This window comes from Proteus penneri, assembly GCF_003144535.1.
Classification (GTDB): domain Bacteria; phylum Pseudomonadota; class Gammaproteobacteria; order Enterobacterales; family Enterobacteriaceae; genus Proteus; species Proteus penneri.
Genome location: NZ_PHFJ01000013.1, coordinates 119,054 through 143,971, shown reverse-complemented (window position 1 = coordinate 143,971; position 24,918 = coordinate 119,054). Strand labels below are relative to the sequence as shown.

The window sequence follows — 24,918 nt, the reverse complement described above, 5'->3', positions numbered from 1 at the left end:
TACAACGACGCTAATTTTGTATAAATCCATTGACAAACTTAGGTTGAAAAGGCATATTCCTTCACCTTTGTATTTGTCCTCGCTAGAATATATTTGGGAGTTGGAACTTGGCTAATATCAAATCAGCTAAGAAACGTGCGGTTCAGTCTGAAAAGCGTCGTCAGCACAACGCAAGCCGTCGTTCTATGATGCGTACTTACATTAAAAAAGTATACGCAGCAGTTGCTTCAGGTGATAAAGAAGCAGCACAAAAAGCATTTAATGACATGCAACCAATTGTTGACCGTCAGGCAACTAAAGGCTTAATTCACAAGAATAAAGCTGCACGTCATAAAGCTAATCTGCAAGCACAAATCAAAGCAATGTAATATTGCTTTCTTGTGTTATAAAAAAACCGGCTCATGCCGGTTTTTTTGTTTTCTACTTTTTAACCGCAACCCATTTATGGATTTGTAACGCGCTTTTTATCTCCATTAAAAAGTTCTGAGAAATCAGTATTACAAACACGTTGAACCGCGGGATGTTGGATCATTCGCTCTGCAAAAATTGCGTAGTACTCTTCTTTTACCGTATCAAGCATCCCAATTTCTTCAATATTACTATGAGCAAAAGTTTCATCGGTATACAGCGAAGGCGCTACAAAGATAGCATTATAATTTAAGCCGAATGCTTTCATTAATGCCGCATCATCAAACTCACCCAATATTTCCACTTGAAGGTTTTTATTACGTATCCATGTTAATAAATGACGACCTAACATATATCGACGTCCCGGAATGAGGAGCTTTCGCTCTTCTAAGCATTCAGGAAACGGTTTTTCGGGAAGAGGGTGGCTACAAAAAAAGCTCATATTACATTCGCCAAGTTTTACAGAGAACAGACCTTCTTGTTGCGACGAATCCACAGGACAATCGGATAAGATCATATCCAGTTTATGCTGACTTAATTGCTCTAATAACAGCTCATGAGTAGATTCAAAACAACGCAGATGGATTTGCTCATTATCAATTACTGCCGTTTCTAATACGCGACTGACTAATTGTTTTGATAATGCATCCGCAACACCGACATCAAACAGTAAATTCGATTCACGACTGTAGTTGACGATATCCAGCATTTCTTGGCTGAGCATAAACATTTTATCGGCATAACGAAAAATGAGCTGACCCAATTCTGAAGGAACAACCCCCCTTCCTTGGCGTTTAAATAACTTGCCACCCAATCTTTCTTCTAATGCTTTAATTTGCCCTGTAATTGTCTGAGGTGTCAGATACAACGCTTGCGCCGCACCGACAACAGAGCCTTCTTTACACACATGCCAAAAATAATAAAGATGATTAAAATTGAGATGTGACACCCGCATAGTTATCTTCCTTTCAACTTCTGTGTTTCAAACACAGACTATGTAATAACGCATTAGTTTGCGATTGGCTTTCCTTGCATCCAATCCTCATAAAAACACCTACGGCACAATACACTGTATTGCACCGTAGGTTTAAATATTATAGCTCGGTATTTATTGTGTTGAGAAACTCAAATCCGTAATAAGTTTCCTTATATTGATTTCGTTTTTAACTTCGGTAAAACAGAACGAAGTAACAAATACCCCACAACAGCGGCTACTGTTGAACCCACTAAAATACCAAGCTTAGAGTAGGTATTATAAGCTTCATCCGCGCCATCAAATGCTAATCCAGCAATAAAGATAGACATAGTAAAACCGATACCACATAGCACAGATACTGCAAATATTTGTTTAAGGTTAATCGCATCTGGTAATTTTGCAATGCCTAGTTTTACCGAAACCCAACTAAAGAGGAAAATTCCAATCGGCTTACCTAAAAATAGACCTAACGCAATACCCAACGGTAAAGCAGATAATATGCCATCAAAGGTTACGCCATTTAAAGAAACCCCTGCGTTACTAAATGCAAATAGCGGTAAAATAAAATAGGCAACCCAAGGGTGTAACACATGCTCTAATTCTTCAGAAGGAGAATCACCTTCTTTATTTCTTAACGGGATGAGAAATCCAACAATCACACCAGCAATCGTTGCATGAATACCTGATTTTAAAATACACACCCACAAGATGAACCCAAGAATTAAATAAGCAGCCGTATTACCCACTTTACGCCAATTCATTATGCCCAGAGTAATCACTATCAAACCAGCCAGAGCGAGAGGAATTAGTGCAATACTCTTTGAATAAAAGAGCGCAATAATCACAATAACGCCTAAGTCATCAATGATAGCTAATGCTAATAAGAATACTTTTAACTCAACAGGGACACGCTTGCCAAGTAACGCCATAACACCTAAAGCAAAAGCAATATCTGTTGCTGCTGGAATTGCCCATCCTTGCTGTCCAATGGCATCAGTATGATTAAACATCAAATAAACCAATGCCGGTGCTAACATCCCTCCCATTGCAGCTATTGCTGGGAAAATGGCTCTATCACGCTGAGCCAAAGACCCTTCTTTTAATTCGCGTTTAACTTCCAGTCCTACCACTAAGAAAAAGATCGCCATTAATGCATCATTTACCCAAAGCAATAATGGCTTATCAAGTTCGAACGCGCCGAATTTGATCATAATAGGAATAGATAAAAACTCATTATACAAAGCACTTAGAGGTGTATTCGCCATAATCAATGCGATAATAGCAGCAATAATCAGAAGAATACCGCCTGACGCCTCTAATCTCAAAAATTGTCTAATAATTGCCGTCATAATATTAACCTCGAAATCACTAATCTTGTTAATAATATGCTAATTATGAATTCGTAAAAAACAGATTATTTATGGATAATAACTCGAATTACTCGAATTGAAAAAGAAATAATAAGAAAAATAAGATGAATAGTATCAATTCATCAACATAATTTTTCAATAAAACAAAAACAACAAGAATTAAGAACATAAAAAATAAGACATTGAATATAAATAATATTTTTTATAATTAAGTAAAAACAAGTATCTTTTTTGATAAATCATACCAATTGATAAAATAGATCAAACATATCAATTTTTATTACTGAATAAAGAGAACTGCTATTCTTCACCTTTTGAACCAGCTCAGAAGATAAAAAGAAGTAGCCGCATATTTACTGTTTGACCATTGTGCTATTGTTTTATTAAAAATTACCCTTTTTTCATTAAGGTTTCTATCAATATGTCGATTACTGTTTTTATTGCCGTTTTATTTGCTGCTATCTTTCATGCATGTTGGAATGCATTAGTTAAAGTAGGCAATGATCGATTTCTAGGGATCTCGCTACTGACTTTTTTTTCTGGTGTTGTAACATTACCCTCCCTATTTTGGATCGGACTCCCTGATGTTGGCGCATGGAAATGGCTTGCCCTTTCTGTTTTATTTCATGTGGGTTACACACTCTCTTTAAGCCGTTGTTATACCTTGGCTGATTTTAATCAGGTCTATCCTATCTCTCGTGGTAGTGCGCCATTAATGACTGCTTTTCTTGGCTTTTTTCTCTTTCATGAAACACTACCAATCGCTGGCTTACTAGGCATTTTACTTATCATTTTGGGTATTATCCTTATCTCACGCAGTAGGAAAATAGCTGCATTTAACTTACGTAAAGATGCACTCTTTTTTGCTCTGCTGACCGCATTATTTACCGCAAGTTATACTTTATCTGATGGGAATGGCTCTCGTGTAGGTGAAACACCATTTGCTTATATTTTATGGCTCTTCTTTTTAAATGGCATCGCAATGTATTTACTTGCTTGGCTCCGTTATCGCCAGCATTTAAAAACCAAAATAAAGGATTATTGGAAACCCGCATTTTTAGGTGGGCTTATGCAATTGGTAAGCTATGGAATTGTGATATGGGCAATGAGTCATGCTTCTATCGTACTTGTGGCTGCTTTAAGAGAAACCAGTGTATTATTTGCCATGATCTTATCTGTCTATCTGTTAAAAGAGCAATTTAACCGTAAACAACTATTGGCGTGTTTAGTGATTTTAGCGGGTATTGTTGCTATCAAAATGGGATAATATTAAACATCATTAAATAAAAAGGCCTGATGATAGGATTCATCATCAGACCTTTTTGAAAGTGATAAGAAAAATTATTTGGTTAAATCATCAAAGAATTTTTTCACACCATCTAAGAAAGTTTTAGAACGAGGGGTATTTTTTTCACCACTCTTTCCGCCGAATGATTCACCCAATTGTTGTATTAACTCTTTTTGTTTCTCATTGAGTTTAACAGGTGTTTCAACCACAACACGGCACATCAAGTCACCAATACTACTACTACGTACTGATTTAACACCTTTACCTTTCATGCGGAACATTTTGCCAGTTTGTGTTTCTGCTGGAATTTTAAGTTTCACACGGCCATCAAGTGTTGGGACTTCAATCTCGCCACCTAAAGCAGCAATGGCGAAGTTAATAGGGACTTCACAGTAAAGATTATTGCCATCACGTTCAAAAATATGATGTTGACGAACATGAACCTGTACGTATAAATCACCTGCAGGTGCACCGTTTTCACCAGCTTCACCTTCACCACTTAAGCGAATACGGTCGCCAGTATCAACACCGGCCGGAATTTTGACAGACAGTGTTTTAGAACGTTCAACACGACCATCACCATGACATTTAGAGCAAGGCTCTTTAATCACTTTACCGCGACCATGACAAGTTGGGCATGTTTGCTGTACAGTGAAGAAACCTTGACGTAAATGAACCTGACCAGCGCCATGACAAGTAGAACAGGTTTCTGCTGATGTACCTTCTTTAGCACCGCTACCATGACATTTGTCACATGTTTCTAGTGTTGGTATACGAATTTCTTTAGTAACACCACGAACCGCTTCTTCAAGGGTTAGATCCATGTTGTATTGTAAGTCAGAACCACGCGCTGCGCGTTGTTGACGGCGACCACCACCAAAAATATCGCCAAATACATCGCCAAAGATGTCACCGAAGTCAGCTCCGCCACCGAAGCCACCGCCGCCTTGACCACCAAATCCACCTTGTTCAAATGCAGCATGACCATATTGATCATAAGCAGCGCGCTTTTGAGCATCACTTAAGATCTCATAGGCTTCTTTGATTTCTTTAAATTTTATTTCTGACTCTTTATCACCTTGATTTCGGTCTGGGTGATATTTCATTGCTAAACGCTTATATGCACGTTTAATTTCTTTTTCATCGGCGTTTTTGCTTAAACCGAGAACTTCGTAAAAATCTCTTTTTGCCATTCTAGATTACCCTTGACATAAGCACACGGGCGTTGAGTTTCCTCGACGCCCGTGTTCGGTATCAGTAACTATTCACAGTGAGTTACCGTGGCCCGTTAAGGGCATTATTTCTTGTCTTTGCCGTCAACTTCTTCAAATTCTGCATCGACAACATCATCATCTTTCTTCGCACTTGCATCCACATCTGCGGCATTACCTGCTGCGCCTGCTTGAGCTTGTTGTTGTGCGATTTCTAGCAGTTTTTCAGAAGCTTCAACTAATGCTTTAATTTTTGCTTCAATAGCGTCTTTATCTTCGCCTTTAGAAGCAATTTCTAACTCGCTTACCGCTTTTTCGATAGCTTCTTTATCATTCGCTGGTAATTTATCACCCGCTTCTTCAATTTGTTTACGTGTACCGTGAACTAATTGGTCTGCTTGGTTACGAGTTTGTACTAATTCTTCAAACTTACGGTCAGCTTCTGCGTTTGCTTCTGCATCACGAACCATTTTTTGGATTTCATCTTCATTTAAACCAGAAGATGCTTTGATTGTGATGTTTTGCTCACGACCACTGTTTTTATCTTTCGCTGATACATGCAAGATACCATCAGCATCGATATCAAAAGTCACTTCGATTTGTGGCATACCGCGTGGCGCAGCCTGAATACCATCTAAGTTAAATTGACCCAGTGATTTGTTATCACTAGCACGTTTACGTTCACCTTGTAATACGTGAATAGTTACAGCAGATTGGTTATCTTCTGCGGTAGAGAACACTTGGCTATGTTTAGTTGGGATTGTGGTATTTTTCGCAATCAGGGAAGTCATTACACCACCCATTGTTTCGATACCTAAAGACAGTGGAGTTACGTCAAGTAACAGAACGTCTTTAACATCACCCGCTAATACACCGCCTTGAACAGCAGCACCCATTGCAACCGCTTCATCAGGGTTAACGTCTTTACGTGGCTCTTTACCAAAGAAATCAGCAACAGTTTTCTGAACCATTGGCATACGAGTTTGACCACCAACCAGAATAACGTCGTTAACTTCACTTACTTTCAGGCCAGCATCTTCTAATGCAACACGTACTGGTTCCATTGAACGCTTAACTAAATCTTCAACTAAAGATTCTAATTTTGCACGAGTTACTTTGATATTTAAGTGTTTAGGGCCTGTTGCATCCGCTGTGACATATGGCAAGTTAACATCTGTTTGTTGTGCAGAAGATAATTCGATTTTCGCTTTTTCTGCTGCTTCTTTCAGACGTTGCATTGCTAATGGATCATTGCGCAGATCAATGCCTTGTTCTTTCTTAAATTCATCAACTAAGTAGTTAATTAAACGGCTATCGAAGTCTTCACCACCTAAGTGAGTATCACCATTGGTTGACAGAACTTCATAGGTTTTTTCGCCATCAACTTCATCGATTTCGATGATAGAGATATCGAATGTACCACCACCTAAGTCATAAACTGCGATAGTACGGTTACCCACTTCACGATCTAAGCCATAAGCCAGAGCAGCCGCTGTTGGTTCGTTAATAATACGTTTAACTTCAAGACCTGCGATACGGCCCGCATCTTTAGTTGCTTGACGTTGAGCATCGTTAAAGTAAGCAGGAACGGTAATTACTGCCTCAGTAACTGCTTCACCTAAATAGTCTTCTGCTGTTTTCTTCATTTTTTTCAGGACTTCAGCAGAAACTTGTGGTGGAGCCATTTTTTCGTTACGCGCTTCAATCCAAGCATCACCGTTATCAGCTTTTACGATTTTGTAAGGCATGATAGCAACGTCACGCTGAACTTCAGCATCTTCAAAACGACGACCAATTAAACGCTTGATGGCAAATAAAGTATTTTGTGGATTAGTGACAGCCTGACGTTTTGCAGGTTGACCAACTAAGATTTCACCATCTTGTGCATAAGCAACGATTGAAGGCGTTGTGCGATCACCTTCAGCGTTTTCAATAACCCGGGCATTTTTGCCGTCCATTACAGCAACACAAGAGTTAGTTGTACCCAGGTCAATACCAATAATTTTACCCATTTAAACGCCTCCAAAGAGAATTCTTTATCAATTTGACTACCAATCTATATGCGGATGAATATTCATTTTTCAAGTCACAAATTAATAGACTTAACAACATCATCTCGAAGCGGATATAAAATCAACGCAACTCAATAGTGGTAATTGCAGTTGAAAAGAAGATGGGGTCATAAATACATTCATCAAGGGGAATAATGAAAAAAAATGCAAAAAATGCGAAAAATTTGTGTTTGATAATAAGAAGGGAATTAAAAATTATTATTTTTCAATATGTTATATTAAATACAAATAATATTATGACTTATCTGAAATTATTTTTAAGATCAGCCTTTAAAAAAGGCTTGTAATTATTTGAAAAACAAGGTTTTTTAACTTCAACAATAAAAATATCAAATAAATATAAGGTTACTTTTGTGTTATCCCAACTTAGCTAGCACGTTTCCTAGTCAGAAGTTGACGACAAAAATAACCTCTTAAATTATTTACGCTGAAGTAGAACGGCGGGCTGATTTAGGCCTAAACGCAGCAACTATAGCTTCATTAGTTTCGACATAAGGGCCATCAAGCAATTGAATACAGTACGGTACACTGGCAAAAATACCGCTAACAATCACATTACCCTCGTTATCTTTTAATCCTTCTAACGTTTCTGCAATGGCTTTAGGTTGGCCTGGTAGATTTAGAATTAACGCTTGGTTACGGATAACACCAACTTGGCGAGATAAAATAGCGGTAGGTACAAACTTCAAACTAATTTGACGCATCTGCTCACCAAAACCTGGCATTTCTCTATCGGCAATTGCTAATGTGGCATCAGGCGTAACATCACGGCGAGCAGGCCCCGTTCCCCCTGTAGTTAACACTAAATGACAACCAGCTTCATCAACTAGTTCACACAATGTTTGCTCAATCATAAGTTGTTCATCAGGAATTAAGCGGGATTCGATATGAAAAGGCGTTATTAATGCGGCTTTTAGCCAAGCTTCTAAAGCGGGTAAGCCTTTATCTTCATAAATCCCACTGGATGCGCGATCAGAAACAGAAACTAACCCTATGCGTAATTCGTTCATATCAAACCTCAATTAATCAATCACCGTCTAACTTGCGCGCAGATATTACCATGAGAACACAAGAGAATTAAAAAGAATCTCAATATATTACTGATATTTAATATTTGATTATTGAGAATAAATAATAAAGAAATGATAACAATCTATTTTTATTCGGCTTTAACTAAAATAAAAAAGGGAGCATAAGCTCCCTCTCTTTCATCTTGAATAATATTAATTAATATTACTCATCAATATATTTAGCAATATAAGAAGCTGCTAATTTTTTCGCTTCAGCTAATTGTGCTGCATTTAATGCACGAGCAGTACGTTTTAGCATAGCTTCATCACCATCACCATTTTCAACAGCAACAGCGAACCATGCGTAAGCTTCTTTCAAATCACGTTTAACGCCTTTACCGTAGTAATAGTTTAAAGCCAGATTGTTTTGTGCCAAACCATTACCTTGAATAGCTGATTTTCTATACCATTCAACCGCTTTACGTGCATCTTTAGCAACACCGTCGCCTTCATCGTACATTACGCCTAAGTTATTTTGCGCATCACGATTACCTTGATTTGCTGCTTTGGTATACCAGAAAACAGCTTTAGTGCCGTTACGCTCTACACCTTCACCGTCATCATAAGAGACAGCAAGATTATATTGCGCATCAGAGTGGCCTTGCTCTGCTGCTTTTGTATACCAGACAACCGCTTTTTCATGATCTTGCGCTACACCGATACCTTCATCATAAGAGATACCGAGATTGTATTGTGCATCACTATCACCTTGCTCACCGGCTTTAGTATACCAATACACGGCTTTCTCGTGGTCTTGTTCTACACCATCACCATCATCGTAAGAAACAGCAAGATTATATTGGGCTAAAGAGACACCTTGAACAGCCGCTTTGTTATACCAATAGACTGCTTTTTCTGCATCACGATCAATATAATCACTCATGTCATACATAAGTGCTAAATTTAACTGTGCTTCAGCGTGACCTTGCTCAGCAGCTTTGATATACCATTCCAGCGCTTTTTGTGCATCTTGTTCAACACCTTCCCCGTTCTCATATTTTACGCCCAATTGATACTGGGATGCAGCGTTTCCACCTTCAGCACTTTTTTCAATTGCAGGTAAAGAGAAAGCGGTTTTGCTCTCTGCCATTGCAGCGCTACCGAAAAATAACGATGCAAGTACCGTTGCCAAGACAATCTTTTTCATAATTCACCAATAATAAATAGAGTATTTTAATAATTATTACTGGATAAATAATATATTCCAATCAATTTAATCTTAAAATTTACTTAAATGTTATTTTGAGAAGAAAAAAATAAAAATACCCATCTATATAAGATGGGTATTTAAGATTTTTATAAGAATTTAACGACGAATTATAATAAATCCGCAATCATTTTCTCTAATTTTTCCTGATCGACAGCAAATTTACGAATACCGTCAGATAATTTATCTACTGCCATTGGATCAGCGTTGTGTTCCCAATAAAATTGAGCTTCAGTGATAGCTTCTGGACGCGCTTTCACTTCACCTTTATAGGATAATTTATGTTCAACTTCACCTTCAGCTTCTGATAATTCTTTTAACAGTGCTGGAGCAATAGTTAAACGGTCACAACCGGCTAATTCTAAAATTTCACCTATATTACGGAAACTTGCGCCCATAACTACAGTGTTATAACCGTGTTGTTTGTAATAGTTATAGATTTCAGTAACAGAAATTACACCTGGATCTTCAGCTGGAGCAAATTCTTTTTTATCAGTATTGGCTTTATACCAATCCATGATACGACCAACAAATGGAGAAATCAGGTAAACACCGGCTTCAGCACATGCACGCGCTTGAGCAAAAGAGAACAGTAAAGTCAGGTTACAGTTGATACCTTCTTTTTCTAATTGCTCTGCGGCACGGATACCCTGCCAAGTAGATGCTAATTTGATAAGAATACGGTCGTTACTGATACCCGCATCATTGTAAAGTTTCATTAAATGGCGTGCTTTTTCAATACACGCTTGAGTATCGTAAGAAAGACGTGCATCAACTTCTGTTGAAATACGACCAGGGATCAGTTTTAAAATTTCTAAACCGATATTTACTGCCAGTTTGTCGCAAGCATCAACGATTTGTTGTTCACGAGAATCGCTTTGTGAACGCGCCCATTCAATCGCTTCATCAATTAATTTACGATATTCAGGAATTTGAGCTGCATTTAAAATTAAAGATGGGTTGGTAGTTGCGTCTTGTGGCTGATACAGTTTCATTGCTGCAATGTCACCAGTGTCAGCAACAACAGTTGTCAGCTTACGCAAAGAAGTCAATTTGTTGGTCATTTTGTTTATCTCATCTACTAGGTAAATCTGTTTGCAGTCACCTGCGGATATCTATTGATAATAACATGGACTGCTCACACTACAAGACGCTTAGATTCATACAAAGCAATTATTTGAATGCCAAACGTTTTCGCAAAATAAAAGCGGAAAAAAACAGAAGAAAACCACAGACTGAATCGTTTAAATTATCGAATTTCATGACAAAAAAGAGAAACCATTGTTTTTTCCTATTACTATAATTTAATCTTTAATCAAAAGAATTTGCTATATTTGGTCAATATTAAAATAACGTATCGAGGGAATTATGCTAATCACTATTTCACCAGCAAAAACACTGGATTTCGAATCGCCTTTAGCTACAACGCACTTCACACAACCTGAATTGCTAAAATATTCCCAACAACTTATCGAAGAATGTCGAAAATTATCATCAAGCGATATCGCGAGCTTAATGAAAATAAGTGATAAACTCGCAGGGTTAAATGCCGCTCGTTTTGGTGAATGGCAACCTAATTTCACACCAGAAAATGCACGCCAAGCTATTTTGGCATTTAAAGGTGATGTTTATACTGGAATGCAAGCTGAACTTTTTTCTGAAGATGATTTTCAATTTGCACAACAACATTTACGCATGCTTTCTGGCTTATATGGCGTACTGCGTCCTCTTGATTTAATGCAACCTTATCGCCTTGAAATGGGAATAAAGCTAAAAAATAAAAAAGGTAGTGATTTATACCAATTTTGGGGAAACACTATTACAGAAACGTTAAACAAAGCGCTTGAAGAACAAGGTGATAATGTTTTAATCAATTTAGCGTCTGATGAATATTTTAAATCAGTTAATCCCAAAAAACTTAATGCTGAAATTATTAAACCTGTTTTCCTTGACGAAAAAAATGGCAAATATAAAATTATCAGCTTCTACGCTAAAAAAGCCCGTGGATTAATGAGCCGCTTTATTATTCAAGAAAAACTGACTAATAAAGCACAACTGAAAGAGTTTGACCTTGAAGGTTATCAGTTTAATTCTACAGAATCAGAAGGTAATACCTTAGTCTTTAAACGTGCAGAATCACTGGCAAAATAAAAATATTAACTATTAGCAATCAATAAAAACAGCACTAAAATCAGTGCTGTTTTTATATATTGAAACTCACAAATGTTTTTGCACTAATGATAGAGGAGACCATGTAGGTGATGGAATAAATTCACTACCTTGCATTATAGCCAATTGTTGCTGATTAAATTGTGCCATTTCTTGAATAATCGAAGCAAGAGATTGTGCAGAAAGTACACTCTGTTTCTCAATAATAGAAATCGTTTTATCTGCTTCATCGTGTTGCGTTTTTACAGTTAAAACAAACTGATTATCCTGCGTTTTATACTGCATATCATCACCGACTTGAGAAACAATAAGTTTGTCGTGTTTTGACAACCCTGAAATAAAAAGGTGGCTACTGTTCCCCTCATCATAAATAGTCACTTCACCATGACGCTTTTTCACAATATAAACATTGTTACCTGCACCACCATTTAAATAGTCATCACCCAATTCAGATATTAATAAATCATTTCCACTTCCAGCATTGAGATTATCATTTCCCTCTCCTGCAATTAAAATATGATGTCCATGATTAACAACAATATGATCATCTCCTTTTCCGCCATCAATAACCGAACTACATTTATTATGATTGACGACGATATCATCACCTTCTATTAATTCAAGAATAGGTAAGTGCTCAATTGATTGGGTACTTGATTTCTGTTGAGTCATTAAAATAGGTCTTAATACAGAGTAAAGTGAATTAAACGAATATGCTGACAAGGTTTCTTTATTCAAAATAAGCGATTCAGGGATCATAAATACATCATTCTCTTTACTTATCACCAGATTTAAATCTGTAATAGGCATAAGTAGATGTTGTGAATTTTCATCTGTAGGGAGAGTAAAAACGATATTGTCTTTATCGACAAAGCGAATTTTCATACCTGAATCCAAGATAGATTTTAAATGTGATTTTTCAATAATAAGCTTTAAATGTGCATCAGGATTATAACGATGTGATAGTACTCCTTGATTAAATATTAAATCAAAACCACTAATATCAGACAAAAAGAAATCACTCACACTATTTGGTAACATTCCATCAACATTATTAGAAAGTGAAAGATTAATGTGATCATTCTTATCTTTTGCTAAATAAGTTTTAATTTGATAACTATCTTGACCAGAGCTTAATTTAATAGATGAATTAGGCGTAATATTCAAATAATGATTATTCTTTTCATTACCATGAATATCAAATCGTAATTGTTCACCAAAAGAAAAACCACTGTATTGTAACTGAGGTAATAACGTTATTATCTTATTGTAATCAGAATATGAAATAGACAAAGAGTGGTTATTATCATCGATATAAAGATTATGAATAATTTCTTTATTCTGATTGTATTTATCTAAATAACTAAATGTATATAGCACATTATCTTCACTAGTTTTATTTTCATTTGCAGTTAATAAAAAACCATCTAGTGTGGTTAAAGTATATCTATGTGCTAATGTAGTATTTTCACTATAAACATTTTTTAATGTTATAGAGTGATAAATTAATTCATTATTTTCATTTCCATCATTTACTTTTATATCAAAAATAATATCTTTTCCTCGACGGAAAATAGCAGCAATTTCATCAAAACGATAGTTTAATCGCACAATGCTAGCCTCGATATGGCTCACTTCATTAATGATCGTTTCAAAATGAACACTATAATTTTTTTCTAAAGAAGATCTTAAAATAACATAACTATCATTTCCTTCACCACCTTCAGCATATCCCTCTTGTAAAACTAAGGTATCATTTCCCCCTAATCCATATAATAAATCAGCCCCCCCCACGCCATCTAAGTAATTAGCCTCTTGATTACCATAAATAATATCATCACCAATCTCACTACCAATAACATTCTCAATACTATCTAGATAGGCTATTACTTTTTGATCTTGTAAGACAATATTTGGCATAGAATCAACTAATTGCTTTGAATACAAACGCTCATTATCTTGATAAAGAAACAACTTTGAATGAAAATTTTTACTGTTAGTCTGTTCCTCTGATTGCCTAAATTTAACGTAGTTATGAGATAAATTAATCTCATGTCCTGTATATTTATTTGTTGTTTTTACGATACGAAGTGTATCACTTCCTCCTCTACCATAAAAACGACTAGCATAAAGTGGAGACTTTGAGGTAAATAAATTAAATATATCTTCTTTATTTCCTCCACTTAATCTCTTCGTTCCATTATAGATATCAAAGATATTTTTAGTATTTGAAGGGGAGGAAATAATATCATTACCATTATGTGTATTGAAATGAAACACTTCATTTTCATTCCAACCTGATGAATAGTATTTTTTATACTGATTTGATTTTATTAAATCACCTGTTAATTTATTTTCACCAAATAATAATATACTGTCTTCCCTCGTTGTTTTCATTTTTCTAATAAAATCACTATCAATAACATCATCAAAAATAGGTGAATTATCATCAGAAATAATATCTAAAGTATAACGCTTTAATTCTTTGACATAAAAATCAATATCAAAAATAAGTATTTCATTCGTAATAATGGCTTCTTTAGGTAGATAGTATTTATATTCTGTTTTTTCTGCACGTAAATGAAAAGAGAGTGCGGCAATTTTCTCTGCTTCTTCTTGAGTTATATTTTGAGATATCCGTTCAGCAACGTATTCGCCCAAGGGATTTAAAATTGAATCTAATGTTTTCCCCATTAAATTTGGCATGACTTTATAATAATAATATTCTTGATAAATCTGTTTTTCATTTGTATAAAAATAACGACTCTGTTGATTTTGTTTTTTTACCTCATTAAGATAATTAACTGCATTTTTATCAATCATCTCTTCTAATTGTGATTCTGTTTCTAAATAAACAATTTCATTTTTTTTATCTGGTAGTAGATCCCCCATTAAAAAAGCATAAAAACCATTATTTAGCTCTTCTAATGGTGTAAAATGTATTTTTATTTTTGCTTCTTCAATGAGTCTTGCCGCATTATAAATCGAAGTTGCGAGCGCAATAACGGCACCTGCCACGATACCAATAGGGCCAGCAATCGTTGAACCTGCAAGCATCGCAATAGATACACCTAATGTAACCAGGCCTGAAACCACAGCAAAAGAGCCATTAACGATATAATCAATTCGCCTTTTTTCATTATTCTCATCAGAAATACGACTAAAATTATCGTAGGCGTTATAAATATCAAATCCGATAGAAAGCACATTAAGTCCAATCCCAACTCTTGTACTTATTTTACTTACATATTCCAACGGATTATGACGATATTTTAATAATCCTTTTGCTAATGTAATTTCAATCAATTCGGAAAGACCATTGTAAGCCATTTCAGACCACATTATCGCAAGATTATTAATAACCTCTTTTCGTTCTTTCGTCGTTAATAGCGGATTATTAAGTTGTTCCGCAAGCATAAATGTAGAATTAATTGACTGCCACATACCAAATGTAATATTTGCATAACCAATCTTGCTAATTATTCGCATGTGGCGCGGAATGTTTAATGATGCTTTTCTTAAAACATCCCAATCTTGTTCTTGATACTCTTTATGACCTAATTCATTAAGTTTAGTTAACCTTTCTGAAGCAGACAAATAATCAATTCTATTCGTATCACCAGAGAGTAAATATTTAATTTTATCTTTTTTATTATTTATTAAGTAACGAAATAAAGAAATGAGGGATTTATCTTTTTCATCTCCAGAAAAAGAGAAAAAATAATCATTAAGAAGATAAGGATCAAAGGTAAGTTTTGACTCCCATTTATTTACTGTATTAAGATCAATAGAATCGATACTTCTTCCATTAATTTTCGCACCCACATTAATCAATAGTTGTTTATCAATAGAAAGATTATTTATTGTTATCGTTTCTTTATTAAGTAATTGTTGATTTTTTACGTTTAGAAATTCTAACGGATTTAAATCATTTGCTTTCGCTAAGGCCTTAGCAGGAGATAAAGAATCAGGTATCATCTTATTATGAACCATCGTAATAATATTTTTAAATGAATTTATTATTTTTTTATAATTTTTAAAAATAGAAATATTATCTAATAATGCTCGAGATAGAATACCTTTTTTATTCTCATCAAAGAATGAAGCTAGCAAATTTTCTGAAAAAAAACTTAGATTTTTTATCAATGCAGGATTGTCATAAATTGAATGAATAATCTTAATAGCTTGACTTGCCTTTTCAATTAAGGTGTTATGCCCTTTTGTTACTAAATCTAATGAATGCCATTGTTTAAATGATATTTCACCCAGTAAATATTGATTAAATTTATTGCTCATCAATGGATCATATATTACTTGTGTTAGTTTATTTTCTAATTTATTTTTATTTGTAGTATTAAAAGTAACAGATAATTCATCTGCATATTGATGAACTACTCTTTTTATTGAAACATTCCCTTTGATAATTTCATTACTAATACGCTTTAGTTCTTTTCTATGATATTCTACATTAATAGCATCTACTTTATTGATAATAGAACCAAGTTGATAGAGATTAAGATCATAGCGATTTAATTTAATATAATCTAAAATATCATATAATGTTATTTGTTCTGAGAAATCAGAAATAACTGTTTTAATATTTTGATTATAACCTAATTTAAACTCTTTATTATCTCGATAATCCGGATATAAGTAAGAAACTATTTGATATATTTCTTTTCTAACATTATTATTTTCAGTGCTTATTTTTTCTTTATTTGAAATAAATAAAAAATCATCATCATCTGCTTCAGCAATAATCACATCAGATACAATCGAACTCTCAAGTAATGGTTTATCAATATACTGTCTCTCAATAATGGGTTTAATAATGATATGATTGCTTAAAAGAAAAACCTTATTATCAATGATCTGATATATTGGCATATTTAATCGCTGAGCAATACCTTCAACAAAAAAATCACCAGATTGATAACTTAATAATTTTTCTTTTTTTGCAAAAATAATAGTTTTTTCATTAAAGAATTTATTCTCATTAATAATACTTTGTAATGTATCGACATCATTTTTTTGTTTAATAAAATTATGATGGAAAAATGTATTATCTTCACTTCCTGTCGCAATTACTCTTATTTTATTTTTTAAACAATAATCAAGAAAAGTACTTATCTCTGGATTATCATTTAAATAAACAGTTAAATCTTCACTTTTTACACCATTATAAAAATAAATAATAATATCATCTTGATATAAGGAGTTGATACTATCAATAATAACATTATCAATATTTTCATTACTAAAGAATGTATTATCAGAAAATAAGAATTTAAAATTATTTATATTATCATCAAAGAGCAAATAGCTACAATCTATCTCATCTTTATTTTTAGAAAGTGAATATTCAAATATATCAATAGGATTATCTTTATCAATATAGAAATTACTAGGATGATAACTATAATTATGTTCTCTATAGCCATTATTGAAATAATTTTCTAACTGACTAATTTCATGCATTATCATTCTATTAATAAATTGATTATTTCTAAAGAGCTCAAAATAGAGTTCACTATAATACCCAGTTTTATCACCTTTATTTATGTCTATTTCTGTTTCAATTAAATTCAGTAATTTATTAACATATTTATCACTTCTATACTCTGATAGTTTCTTATAATTTTCTTTTAAATGTAATTTATTTTTACCCTCTATTAAAATTGTATTCTTTAGCTCAGGTATATTAATACCCTCCACTATTTCATTAACATATTGAGAACTATTATGGAACTCTATAGTATAATCATAACCCTCAACGCCAACACTTCTCTTTTTATCTAGTGGTAAATAGGGGTTTTCAATAATTTGATTATAAATAAAATTACTTATACCATGAGTACCATCACTAATTTCGTTTACCATTAACTGATAAAATTTTGCAGCTACTAAGCTATTTTTTTCAGCTAATTGTATGAGTTTTTCTTTCCCATAATTTAATCTGTCGTAAAATAGTTTACTTTCTAGCTTATTTTTTACTTTATTTAAAATTTCAATAAGTGATATACTTTTATTATTACTGTTAAACAAATTAATTTTATTAATTAGAGAGAAACTGGCTATTAACTTATCAAAATAAATATTTCCTTCTATTAAGATATCTATTAAAGAAACAATTTCTTTCAATTCTTTAGCATTTTTTCCTTTAACAATATAACTGTTTATTTCTATTAAATCTCGATAGTAAATATCATTAAATTCAACATACCCATTTTGTTTCTGGATTGTTTGAAAATTGTTTAATTCAGCCACGACAATATCAACACTATTATTATCATTCTTATTTAAAATAATCTTACTCGCCTGACTATTTTCAAGAATATCATCAATATAACTCTTAACTAAATAAACGCCTTCATCAACATATGTGTCTTTTACAATAACATCAATTAAAACATTCTCTTTTTTAAGTTCTAGAATAAGATCTCCCTGTTCACTATAATGAACAACTCGTCCTGTAATATTATCTTTAAAGGGTAATGCAAAACCTATTTTTTTTATATTTTCAGCAATTCCTTTATTAATTTCTATATTATTGTAATCCCAAACACTTCGGTAATTTGAAATCTCACTTTTCGTATATTCATCAAAAATAATATATCTTTCATTATCAACATCATGTGAACCATAAAAATCCATTTTCTTCTCTAATGCTTCGTTTATAGATCTAACATCAGAGTATTCTAACAACGCACTATTAGAATCAAATAAAGAAAACTTATAATTATTCTCAGAATATCTTTTATAGGAAATCGCAATAACATGATCTTTGAAGGCAATAATAGCATAATAATCATTGTAACTATTCATAACACCCTCTATATGTTTATGAATATTATCTTTATCAAACACTATTTTTTTAACATGTAATTTTTTTAACCCTCGATTTTCTAATATCTGACTATATTCAAGTGCCTGAAATGTATCAAAAACAAAATATTGTGATTTTTCACCTAATCTCTCTATTTGAAAGTGTTGAGAAAATATAATATTTTTAATTTCTTTAATTAAATTTAATATTTCATATTCTTTCATACTATTAAATAAAATAGAATCCAGTTTATCGTCTATAAATTCTTTTTTACTCTGATAAGAAGATATATTTTCTTTTAACCAGAATAAGTACTTATTTCCACCTTCTAAACCGCTGTTTCTAACTTCAACTAAATAATTTAAACTTAATCCATAACATAATCCTGCTAAACTATGAATATGACTAAAATCATAATTAGTTTCCATTGAAGCAATAAGATTAACTCGACTCATCACTCTTTCTAAAGGCTTTAATAGATCGGTATATTGTGAAAATTTTTTCACAATATTATTTTTTATTTTAGTAATAAACCAACCAGTACCGACTTTATAGAGCAAATGTTCTCCACTATCCGTTACCTGATCGTATTTAGATTTTGCAACTGTAAATGCTTCTTCTATATCATCGACATAAATATGTAGTACCTTTTCTGTATTTTCTATTTTATCTCTGATAATAAAAATATTCTTATATGAATAACTTTCACTTAATTCAATAGAAGTGTATTCATTAACATTTATTTGTTTTCTTTTCTTAATATCATTAATTATTTCCCTAATAATATCTTTATTATTTACCTTCCAATTTTCAATATTATTAAAGTAGCTAACATACTCTTTTCTATTATAAAAACGATAGTATAAAAAATTATTATTATTTTTATCAATTATAATATCATGAACCTTATTTATTAGTTCACTCTTGTTATAAAAAAAAGTAGCATATCCATCAAAGTTAATTATTTTAAATTTATTGTTCTCATTATCTATTTGTATAAACATCTTATTATCTTTAAAATCCAGATAATAATCACCAGATAAATTATTCTGAATTAATAATCTAAATCGTTCTTTGTGTATTTTATTAGGTTCTTTGCTTGTTATTCTAGCACTATTTGAAAACAAATTTTCTATACTTAAATTAATTTCTTCTTTAATAAAATCAATACCTTTTGTAAAATAATTTTTATGATAGAGTGAAAAATTATTATCTATTTTTTCTAAAAATTCATTCGCAGCATATTCATTTTTAGAAATAAAAATAGAAATATAATTCTCAATTAATACTCTTTTTACAGATTGTACATTAAAAAAAAGTTCTGAATTATTTTCTTTTATATGACTTTCAATTTTTGATACGATTTTATTTATATTATCTTTGAAGATTATTTCTTTGAATCCATTCATATTTAATTTCCTAAGCTCTAATTAATTTACTTACTAAAAATAAAATATATAAATATTTTTTATGCTATTTAAATACTAATTTTCCTATTTTAAAATAAAAAAAAGCCCAACATTTTGTTGAGCTATTTAATTAAATGTGTATTTAATTATTTAAATTAATTGTTATTTAGGTGCTCTTTCAAGTAAGAATGCGCGTAATTGAGCAAAATCGGCGGGTAAGAAATGTGATAACAACTCTTTATCAGCCCGTTCTTCAAGCTCTTTAGGAAGCGGTAATTCACAGCCTAAAATACGCTCTACACTTTCTTTAAACTTCGCAGGGTGTGCAGTCCCTAAAAATAAACCATATTCACCCTCTTGAAGCTCATCACGTAATAAACGATAAGCAACAGCTGCATGTGGCTCTGAAATATAACCTTTTTTTGCAAGCTCACGCACAGTTTCTTCTGTTATTTCATCACTCACTGAACCATGAGCAAGATCGGAAAGATCCCAATCTTTACGACGATACAATTCTTCAATACGTGGCCAGTTATTGGGTTGGCTAACATCCATTGCATTCGAAAGTGTTGCTACAGTACGGTGAGGTTCCCATTTACCGTTATCTAAATAACGAGGAACCGTGTCATTCACGTTAGTTGCAGCAATAAAGCGCTTAATAGGTAATCCCATCGATTTGGCCAATAAGCCAGCGGTTAGATCACCAAAATTACCACTTGGTACTGAAATCACTAGCTGATCATGCTTTTCAGCAGGGATTTGTGCAACCGCCTCAAAGTAATAACAAATTTGAGCAAGCAATCGGCTGATATTAATGGAGTTTGCTGAGTTCAAATACATTGTTTTCTTTAAGAACTCATCATCAAAAGCTTGTTTCACTAATGATTGGCAAGCATCAAAATCATCTTTAATTGCGACAGTGTGAATATTTTCACCTAATGTACAGAATAGCTTTTCCTGTAACGGGCTAATTTTGCCTTCAGGATAAAGAATAACAACTTGTACATTTTCTAATTTATAGAAAGCATGAGCTACAGCTGCACCTGTATCACCTGATGTTGCCGTTAAAATAGTAACAGGTTGATTGCCAGCAACTTCTGACAACATTTGCGCCATAAAGCGACCACCAAAGTCTTTAAATGCGAGTGTTGGGCCATGGAAAAGCTCTAAACAACTGACATCTTCTTCAACTTGAGTTACTGGTGCAGGAAAGGTAAATGCAGTGCTAATACGTTTTGCTAATACATCAACTGGAATTTCATCACCAATAAAAGCCGTTAAAATACGGCTACTACGTGTTGCAAAATCAAGTGCTAATAATTCATCAATTTCAGCTTTAGAAAACGAAGGTAAGTCTTGTGGAAAAAAGAGCCCTTGTTGTTTACCCAAACCTTGTTTTACTGCTTGAGCAAAACTGACTTGCTCTTGATTATCTTTCAAATTATATAATTTCATGACTTACCCTACCTGTCTTGCGCCACGCGTATCTATACGGCAGATATGTACAAAGCCTTCACTGTTTTGTACGTAGTTTTGTTTCAGCCATTCGGCCATATCTTGTGCGATTTCTAATGAATCACTAATCGTAAAAATGGTAGGCCCTGAGCCTGAAATGCCACAAGCCAATGCACCTTTCTTCTGTGAAGCCTCTCTCGCTTTTTCAAATCCTGGAAGAAGTCGGGTGCGATAAGGCTCAGCAATCACATCTTGCATCAAACTAGCGGCTAGCCCTGATTGCTGAGTATGGCAAGCATGAATAAAACCAGATAAATAACGACCGTGATTAATGATGTCTGCTTTAGAGTATTGTTTTGGTAAAATCGCTCTAGCTTCTGCCGTAGAAACTTTAATCCCTGGATATGCCATAACCCAATACCAATCATCAAAAGTTGGTACTGGCTGACAAATAGTGCCATTTTGTTCCAAAATCAGTTGTAACCCACCTAAATAACAAGGTGCAACATTATCATAGTGCACACTGCCTGAAATACGTCCTTCAAGCTCTCCCATCATCAGCAGCAATTGTCTTTCATCAAAAGGCTTTTGGGCAAATTCATTAAGTGCAACCAATGCCGCAACAACAGAACAAGCACTTGATCCTAGACCAGAGCCAATCGGCATATTTTTTTCAAGCGTCATTGCGACTGGAAGTTCTTTTCCTAGTTTTTCACAAAATAGCTGCCAACATTGATACACGATATTTTGTTTAGGATCTGAAGGTAATTTGCTAACAAAGTGCCCTTTACTTTCAAGTGTAAATGCCGAAGCCGTTTCAACAGTGACACAATCGCCCAGTAATTGCCCATCAATAGGTGAAACGGCCGCGCCAAGAACATCAAATCCGACACTCACATTACCTATTGATGCCGGTGCATAAACTTTAACCACGCTTAAACTCCCAATTTCCATGATAAGGTACGTAATACATCTGCAAACACTCCAGCAGCAGTAACATCATTACCCGCACCATATCCACGTAACACTAATGGAATTGGCTGATAGTAGCGAGTGTAAAAGGCTAAAGCATTTTCACCATTTTTCACTTTAAACAGAGGATCATTTGCATCAACTGCCATTATCTTAACTTGGCATTGACCTTCATTGATGATGCCAACATAACGTAATACCTTACCTGCTTTTTGTGCTTCTTCGACCTTAGCATCAAATTCAACATCAACTTGAGGTAAGCGGTCTAAGAAACTTGCGACATCACCTGAGCTATCAAATGAAACAGGCAGTACAGGCTCTACATCGATATCACTTAGTTCTAATTTATACCCCGCTTCACGCGCTAAAATAAGTAGTTTACGCGCAACATCCATACCGGAAAGATCATCACGAGGATCAGGCTCTGTAAAACCTTTCTCTTTTGCTGAAAAAGTCGCTTCAGATAAGCTTTTACCTTCATCTAATTGACCAAAAATGTAAGATAATGATCCTGAAAGAATACCATTAAATTGAACTAACTCGTCGCCTGCGTTTAGTAAGTTTTGCAAGTTTTCAATAACCGGTAAACCTGCGCCTACGTTAGTGTCATACAAGAACTTACGGCGTGAAGCTTCCGCAGCTTGTCGAATTTGATGGTAATAATCCATCGACAAAGTATTCGCTTTTTTGTTTGGTGTAACCACGTTAAAGCCATTTTGTAAGAAATTTGCGTATTGTTGCGCAATTTCTTCGTTTGATGTGCAATCAACGATCACTGGATTTAAGAAGTGGTACTCTTTTTCTAAACGAATAAGCTGGCTAAAGCTAAAAGGCTCTTTGGCTTCTTTTAAGGCATGTTGCCAATTATCTAAATCGATACCTTGCATATCTGTCAGCATGGCTCTTGAATTAGCAATACCACAGACACGAAGATCGATATGCTTATTTTTCAACCATGCTTGTTGGCGATGGATTTGTTCGATTAATGCACTACCAACACCACCAACACCAACAATAAAGACCTCAACAATTTGATTGGTGTTGAAAAGCATTTGATGACATAAACGCACAGCATTAGTTGCTGAATCATTAGCAATAACAGCTGAAATTGAGCGTTCTGAAGAACCTTGAGCAATAGCAACGATATTAATATTGCCACGAGTTAATGCAGAGAAAAATCGCGCTGAGATCCCTTTTAAAGTACGCATACCATCACCTACAACGGAGATAATAGCGACGTTTTCCATGATGTCTAACGGATCAAGTACACCATCTTTTAATTCTAAATAGAATTCATCTGATAATGCTTTTTGCGCTCTAATCAGTTCTTTTTGTGGTACACAAAAGCTAATGCTGTATTCAGAAGAAGATTGCGTAATCAGAACAACAGAAATGCCTGCTCTCGACATTACAGAGAACACACGAGCCGCCATCCCCACCATACCTTTCATACCAGGACCTGACACATTGATCATCGCCATATTATTAAGGTTGGTGATCCCTTTAACAGGTGTACTCTCATCTTTTTGACCATCACCAATTAATGTACCAGGAGCATCTGGGTTGCCTGTATTTTTGATTAAACAAGGAATTTGGAATTGAGCGATTGGAGCAATAGTGCGAGGATGAAGTACTTTAGCACCGAAGTAAGAGAGTTCCATTGCCTCTTGATATGACATGCCCTTTAATAAACGAGCATCAGGTACTAAACGTGGATCACAAGTATAAACACCGTCAACATCTGTCCAAATTTCACAACACTCCGCACGTAAGCAAGCCGCTAACACAGCAGCAGAGTAGTCTGAACCATTACGGCCTAATACCACGAGTTCATTTTTTTCATTACCTGCTGTAAAACCTGCCATTAAAATTATATCGTCTTTTGCGATATTGAGTTCTAAGATGCGGCGAGTAGACTCAGGAATATCAACTGTCGATTCTAAATAATGACCTTGTGCGAGTAAATTTTTGACAGGATCGATCACGGAGACATTATAACCACGAGCCTGTAAAACGGCTCCCATAATGGCGATAGAAAGCTTTTCACCGCGACAAATCATCGCTGCATTGATGCTATCAGGACATTGACCTAATAAAGATATCCCATGAAGAATATGTTTGATCTCTGCAAATTCACGCTCAACTTTATCTTTTAAGCGCTCATAATCAAAACCAGGTTGTTTCTCTCTTAAACCTTGTAATAAGTTGGCAAAAATTTGCTCGGCTTCTCGTACTTGAGTGAGAGGATCTTCACCTTCTGCCGTTTTTTCAATCATTGCAACCAAGTAGTTAGTTATCTTGGCCGGTGCTGATAGTACAAGAGCGACTTGTCCCTGCTCTCTTTTTTTCTCAGCGATATCAGCAACATTCAGCACACGCTCTGCGTTGGCAACTGAAGTTCCTCCAAATTTTAACACTCGCATACAGCTCTCCTGATTTTTCACCCCAAAAAAAAACCCGCATTTCTCAATGCGGGCTTTTTCGA

General features: G+C 34.1%; 14 protein-coding genes. 3 read left to right on the top strand and 11 right to left on the bottom strand.

Annotation, left to right across the window (positions count from 1 at the left end):
- Positions 1 to 107 precede the first annotated feature (107 nt).
- On the top strand, positions 108 to 368 hold the full coding sequence (rpsT, locus tag CUB63_RS15365; RefSeq protein WP_004248964.1) for a 30S ribosomal protein S20: 261 nt from the start codon (positions 108 to 110) through the stop codon (positions 366 to 368).
- Between the two features lie 74 nt (positions 369 to 442).
- On the opposite strand, the gene nhaR is transcribed toward rpsT, so the two are convergent.
- Together nhaR and nhaA are read right to left on the bottom strand one after the other, a co-directional pair.
- Positions 443 to 1,363: a transcriptional activator NhaR gene (gene nhaR, locus CUB63_RS15360; RefSeq protein ID WP_109848427.1), complete on the bottom strand. Its 921-nt coding sequence runs from the start codon at positions 1,361 to 1,363 to the stop codon at positions 443 to 445.
- A 191-nt stretch (positions 1,364 to 1,554) separates the two neighbouring features.
- Positions 1,555 to 2,733, bottom strand: coding sequence for a Na+/H+ antiporter NhaA (nhaA, locus tag CUB63_RS15355; RefSeq protein WP_006535229.1), 1,179 nt, complete (start codon positions 2,731 to 2,733; stop codon positions 1,555 to 1,557).
- Positions 2,734 to 3,175: 442 nt separating this feature from the next.
- Between nhaA and CUB63_RS15350 the strand changes: the two genes are divergently transcribed.
- The gene (locus CUB63_RS15350; RefSeq protein WP_109848426.1) at positions 3,176 to 4,021 is read left to right on the top strand and encodes a DMT family transporter; all 846 of its coding nucleotides are present in this window, start codon (positions 3,176 to 3,178) and stop codon (positions 4,019 to 4,021) included.
- A 74-nt stretch (positions 4,022 to 4,095) separates the two neighbouring features.
- On the opposite strand, the gene dnaJ is transcribed toward CUB63_RS15350, so the two are convergent.
- The 5 genes from dnaJ to tal form a co-directional block, all read right to left on the bottom strand.
- A complete protein-coding gene (gene dnaJ / locus CUB63_RS15345; protein WP_072063726.1) occupies positions 4,096 to 5,235 on the bottom strand; it encodes a molecular chaperone DnaJ in 1,140 nt (379 codons plus the stop codon).
- A gap of 104 nt (positions 5,236 to 5,339) precedes the next feature.
- Complete coding sequence (gene dnaK, locus CUB63_RS15340) at positions 5,340 to 7,265, bottom strand: molecular chaperone DnaK (protein ID WP_109848425.1); 1,926 nt, start codon at positions 7,263 to 7,265, stop codon at positions 5,340 to 5,342.
- Between the two features lie 482 nt (positions 7,266 to 7,747).
- Positions 7,748 to 8,335, bottom strand: a complete 588-nt coding sequence (gene mog, locus CUB63_RS15335) for a molybdopterin adenylyltransferase (RefSeq protein WP_006535239.1) — start codon at positions 8,333 to 8,335, stop codon at positions 7,748 to 7,750.
- Between the two features lie 223 nt (positions 8,336 to 8,558).
- Entirely contained in the window at positions 8,559 to 9,542 is a 984-nt protein-coding gene (locus tag CUB63_RS15330) for an SEL1-like repeat protein (RefSeq protein ID WP_109848424.1), read from the bottom strand.
- A 170-nt stretch (positions 9,543 to 9,712) separates the two neighbouring features.
- Complete coding sequence (gene tal / locus CUB63_RS15325) at positions 9,713 to 10,666, bottom strand: transaldolase (protein ID WP_075674224.1); 954 nt, start codon at positions 10,664 to 10,666, stop codon at positions 9,713 to 9,715.
- 304 nt (positions 10,667 to 10,970) lie between these two features.
- Between tal and yaaA the strand changes: the two genes are divergently transcribed.
- A complete protein-coding gene (yaaA, locus tag CUB63_RS15320) occupies positions 10,971 to 11,753 on the top strand; it encodes a peroxide stress protein YaaA (RefSeq protein WP_109848423.1) in 783 nt (260 codons plus the stop codon).
- 66 nt (positions 11,754 to 11,819) lie between these two features.
- On the opposite strand, the gene CUB63_RS15315 is transcribed toward yaaA, so the two are convergent.
- The 4 genes from CUB63_RS15315 to thrA all read right to left on the bottom strand — a co-directional run bounded on the left by CUB63_RS15315 (position 11,820) and on the right by thrA (position 24,856).
- Positions 11,820 to 20,006: an RTX toxin gene (locus tag CUB63_RS15315; protein WP_109848422.1), complete on the bottom strand. Its 8,187-nt coding sequence runs from the start codon at positions 20,004 to 20,006 to the stop codon at positions 11,820 to 11,822.
- A 162-nt stretch (positions 20,007 to 20,168) separates the two neighbouring features.
- Complete coding sequence (gene thrC, locus CUB63_RS15310) at positions 20,169 to 21,461, bottom strand: threonine synthase (protein WP_109848421.1); 1,293 nt, start codon at positions 21,459 to 21,461, stop codon at positions 20,169 to 20,171.
- Between the two features lie 3 nt (positions 21,462 to 21,464).
- Entirely contained in the window at positions 21,465 to 22,415 is a 951-nt protein-coding gene (gene thrB, locus CUB63_RS15305) for a homoserine kinase (protein ID WP_006535258.1), read from the bottom strand.
- Positions 22,397 to 24,856, bottom strand: a complete 2,460-nt coding sequence (thrA, locus tag CUB63_RS15300) for a bifunctional aspartate kinase/homoserine dehydrogenase I (RefSeq protein ID WP_109848420.1) — start codon at positions 24,854 to 24,856, stop codon at positions 22,397 to 22,399. The genes thrB and thrA overlap by 19 nt, the downstream gene beginning before the upstream one ends.
- Positions 24,857 to 24,918 lie beyond the last annotated feature (62 nt).

Excerpts from the sequence above, each read along its gene's own strand:
- nhaR (WP_109848427.1), bottom strand. The coding sequence starts at position 1,363 with ATGCGGGTGTCACATCTCAATTTTAATCATCTTTATTATTTTTGGCAT.
- nhaA (WP_006535229.1), bottom strand. The coding sequence starts at position 2,733 with ATGACGGCAATTATTAGACAATTTTTGAGATTAGAGGCGTCAGGCGGT.
- CUB63_RS15350 (WP_109848426.1), top strand. The coding sequence starts at position 3,176 with ATGTCGATTACTGTTTTTATTGCCGTTTTATTTGCTGCTATCTTTCAT.
- dnaJ (WP_072063726.1), bottom strand. The coding sequence starts at position 5,235 with ATGGCAAAAAGAGATTTTTACGAAGTTCTCGGTTTAAGCAAAAACGCC.
- dnaK (WP_109848425.1), bottom strand. The coding sequence starts at position 7,265 with ATGGGTAAAATTATTGGTATTGACCTGGGTACAACTAACTCTTGTGTT.
- mog (WP_006535239.1), bottom strand. The coding sequence starts at position 8,335 with ATGAACGAATTACGCATAGGGTTAGTTTCTGTTTCTGATCGCGCATCC.
- CUB63_RS15330 (WP_109848424.1), bottom strand. The coding sequence starts at position 9,542 with ATGAAAAAGATTGTCTTGGCAACGGTACTTGCATCGTTATTTTTCGGT.
- tal (WP_075674224.1), bottom strand. The coding sequence starts at position 10,666 with ATGACCAACAAATTGACTTCTTTGCGTAAGCTGACAACTGTTGTTGCT.
- yaaA (WP_109848423.1), top strand. The coding sequence starts at position 10,971 with ATGCTAATCACTATTTCACCAGCAAAAACACTGGATTTCGAATCGCCT.
- CUB63_RS15315 (WP_109848422.1), bottom strand. The coding sequence starts at position 20,006 with ATGAATGGATTCAAAGAAATAATCTTCAAAGATAATATAAATAAAATC.
- thrC (WP_109848421.1), bottom strand. The coding sequence starts at position 21,461 with ATGAAATTATATAATTTGAAAGATAATCAAGAGCAAGTCAGTTTTGCT.
- thrB (WP_006535258.1), bottom strand. The coding sequence starts at position 22,415 with ATGGAAATTGGGAGTTTAAGCGTGGTTAAAGTTTATGCACCGGCATCA.
- thrA (WP_109848420.1), bottom strand. The coding sequence starts at position 24,856 with ATGCGAGTGTTAAAATTTGGAGGAACTTCAGTTGCCAACGCAGAGCGT.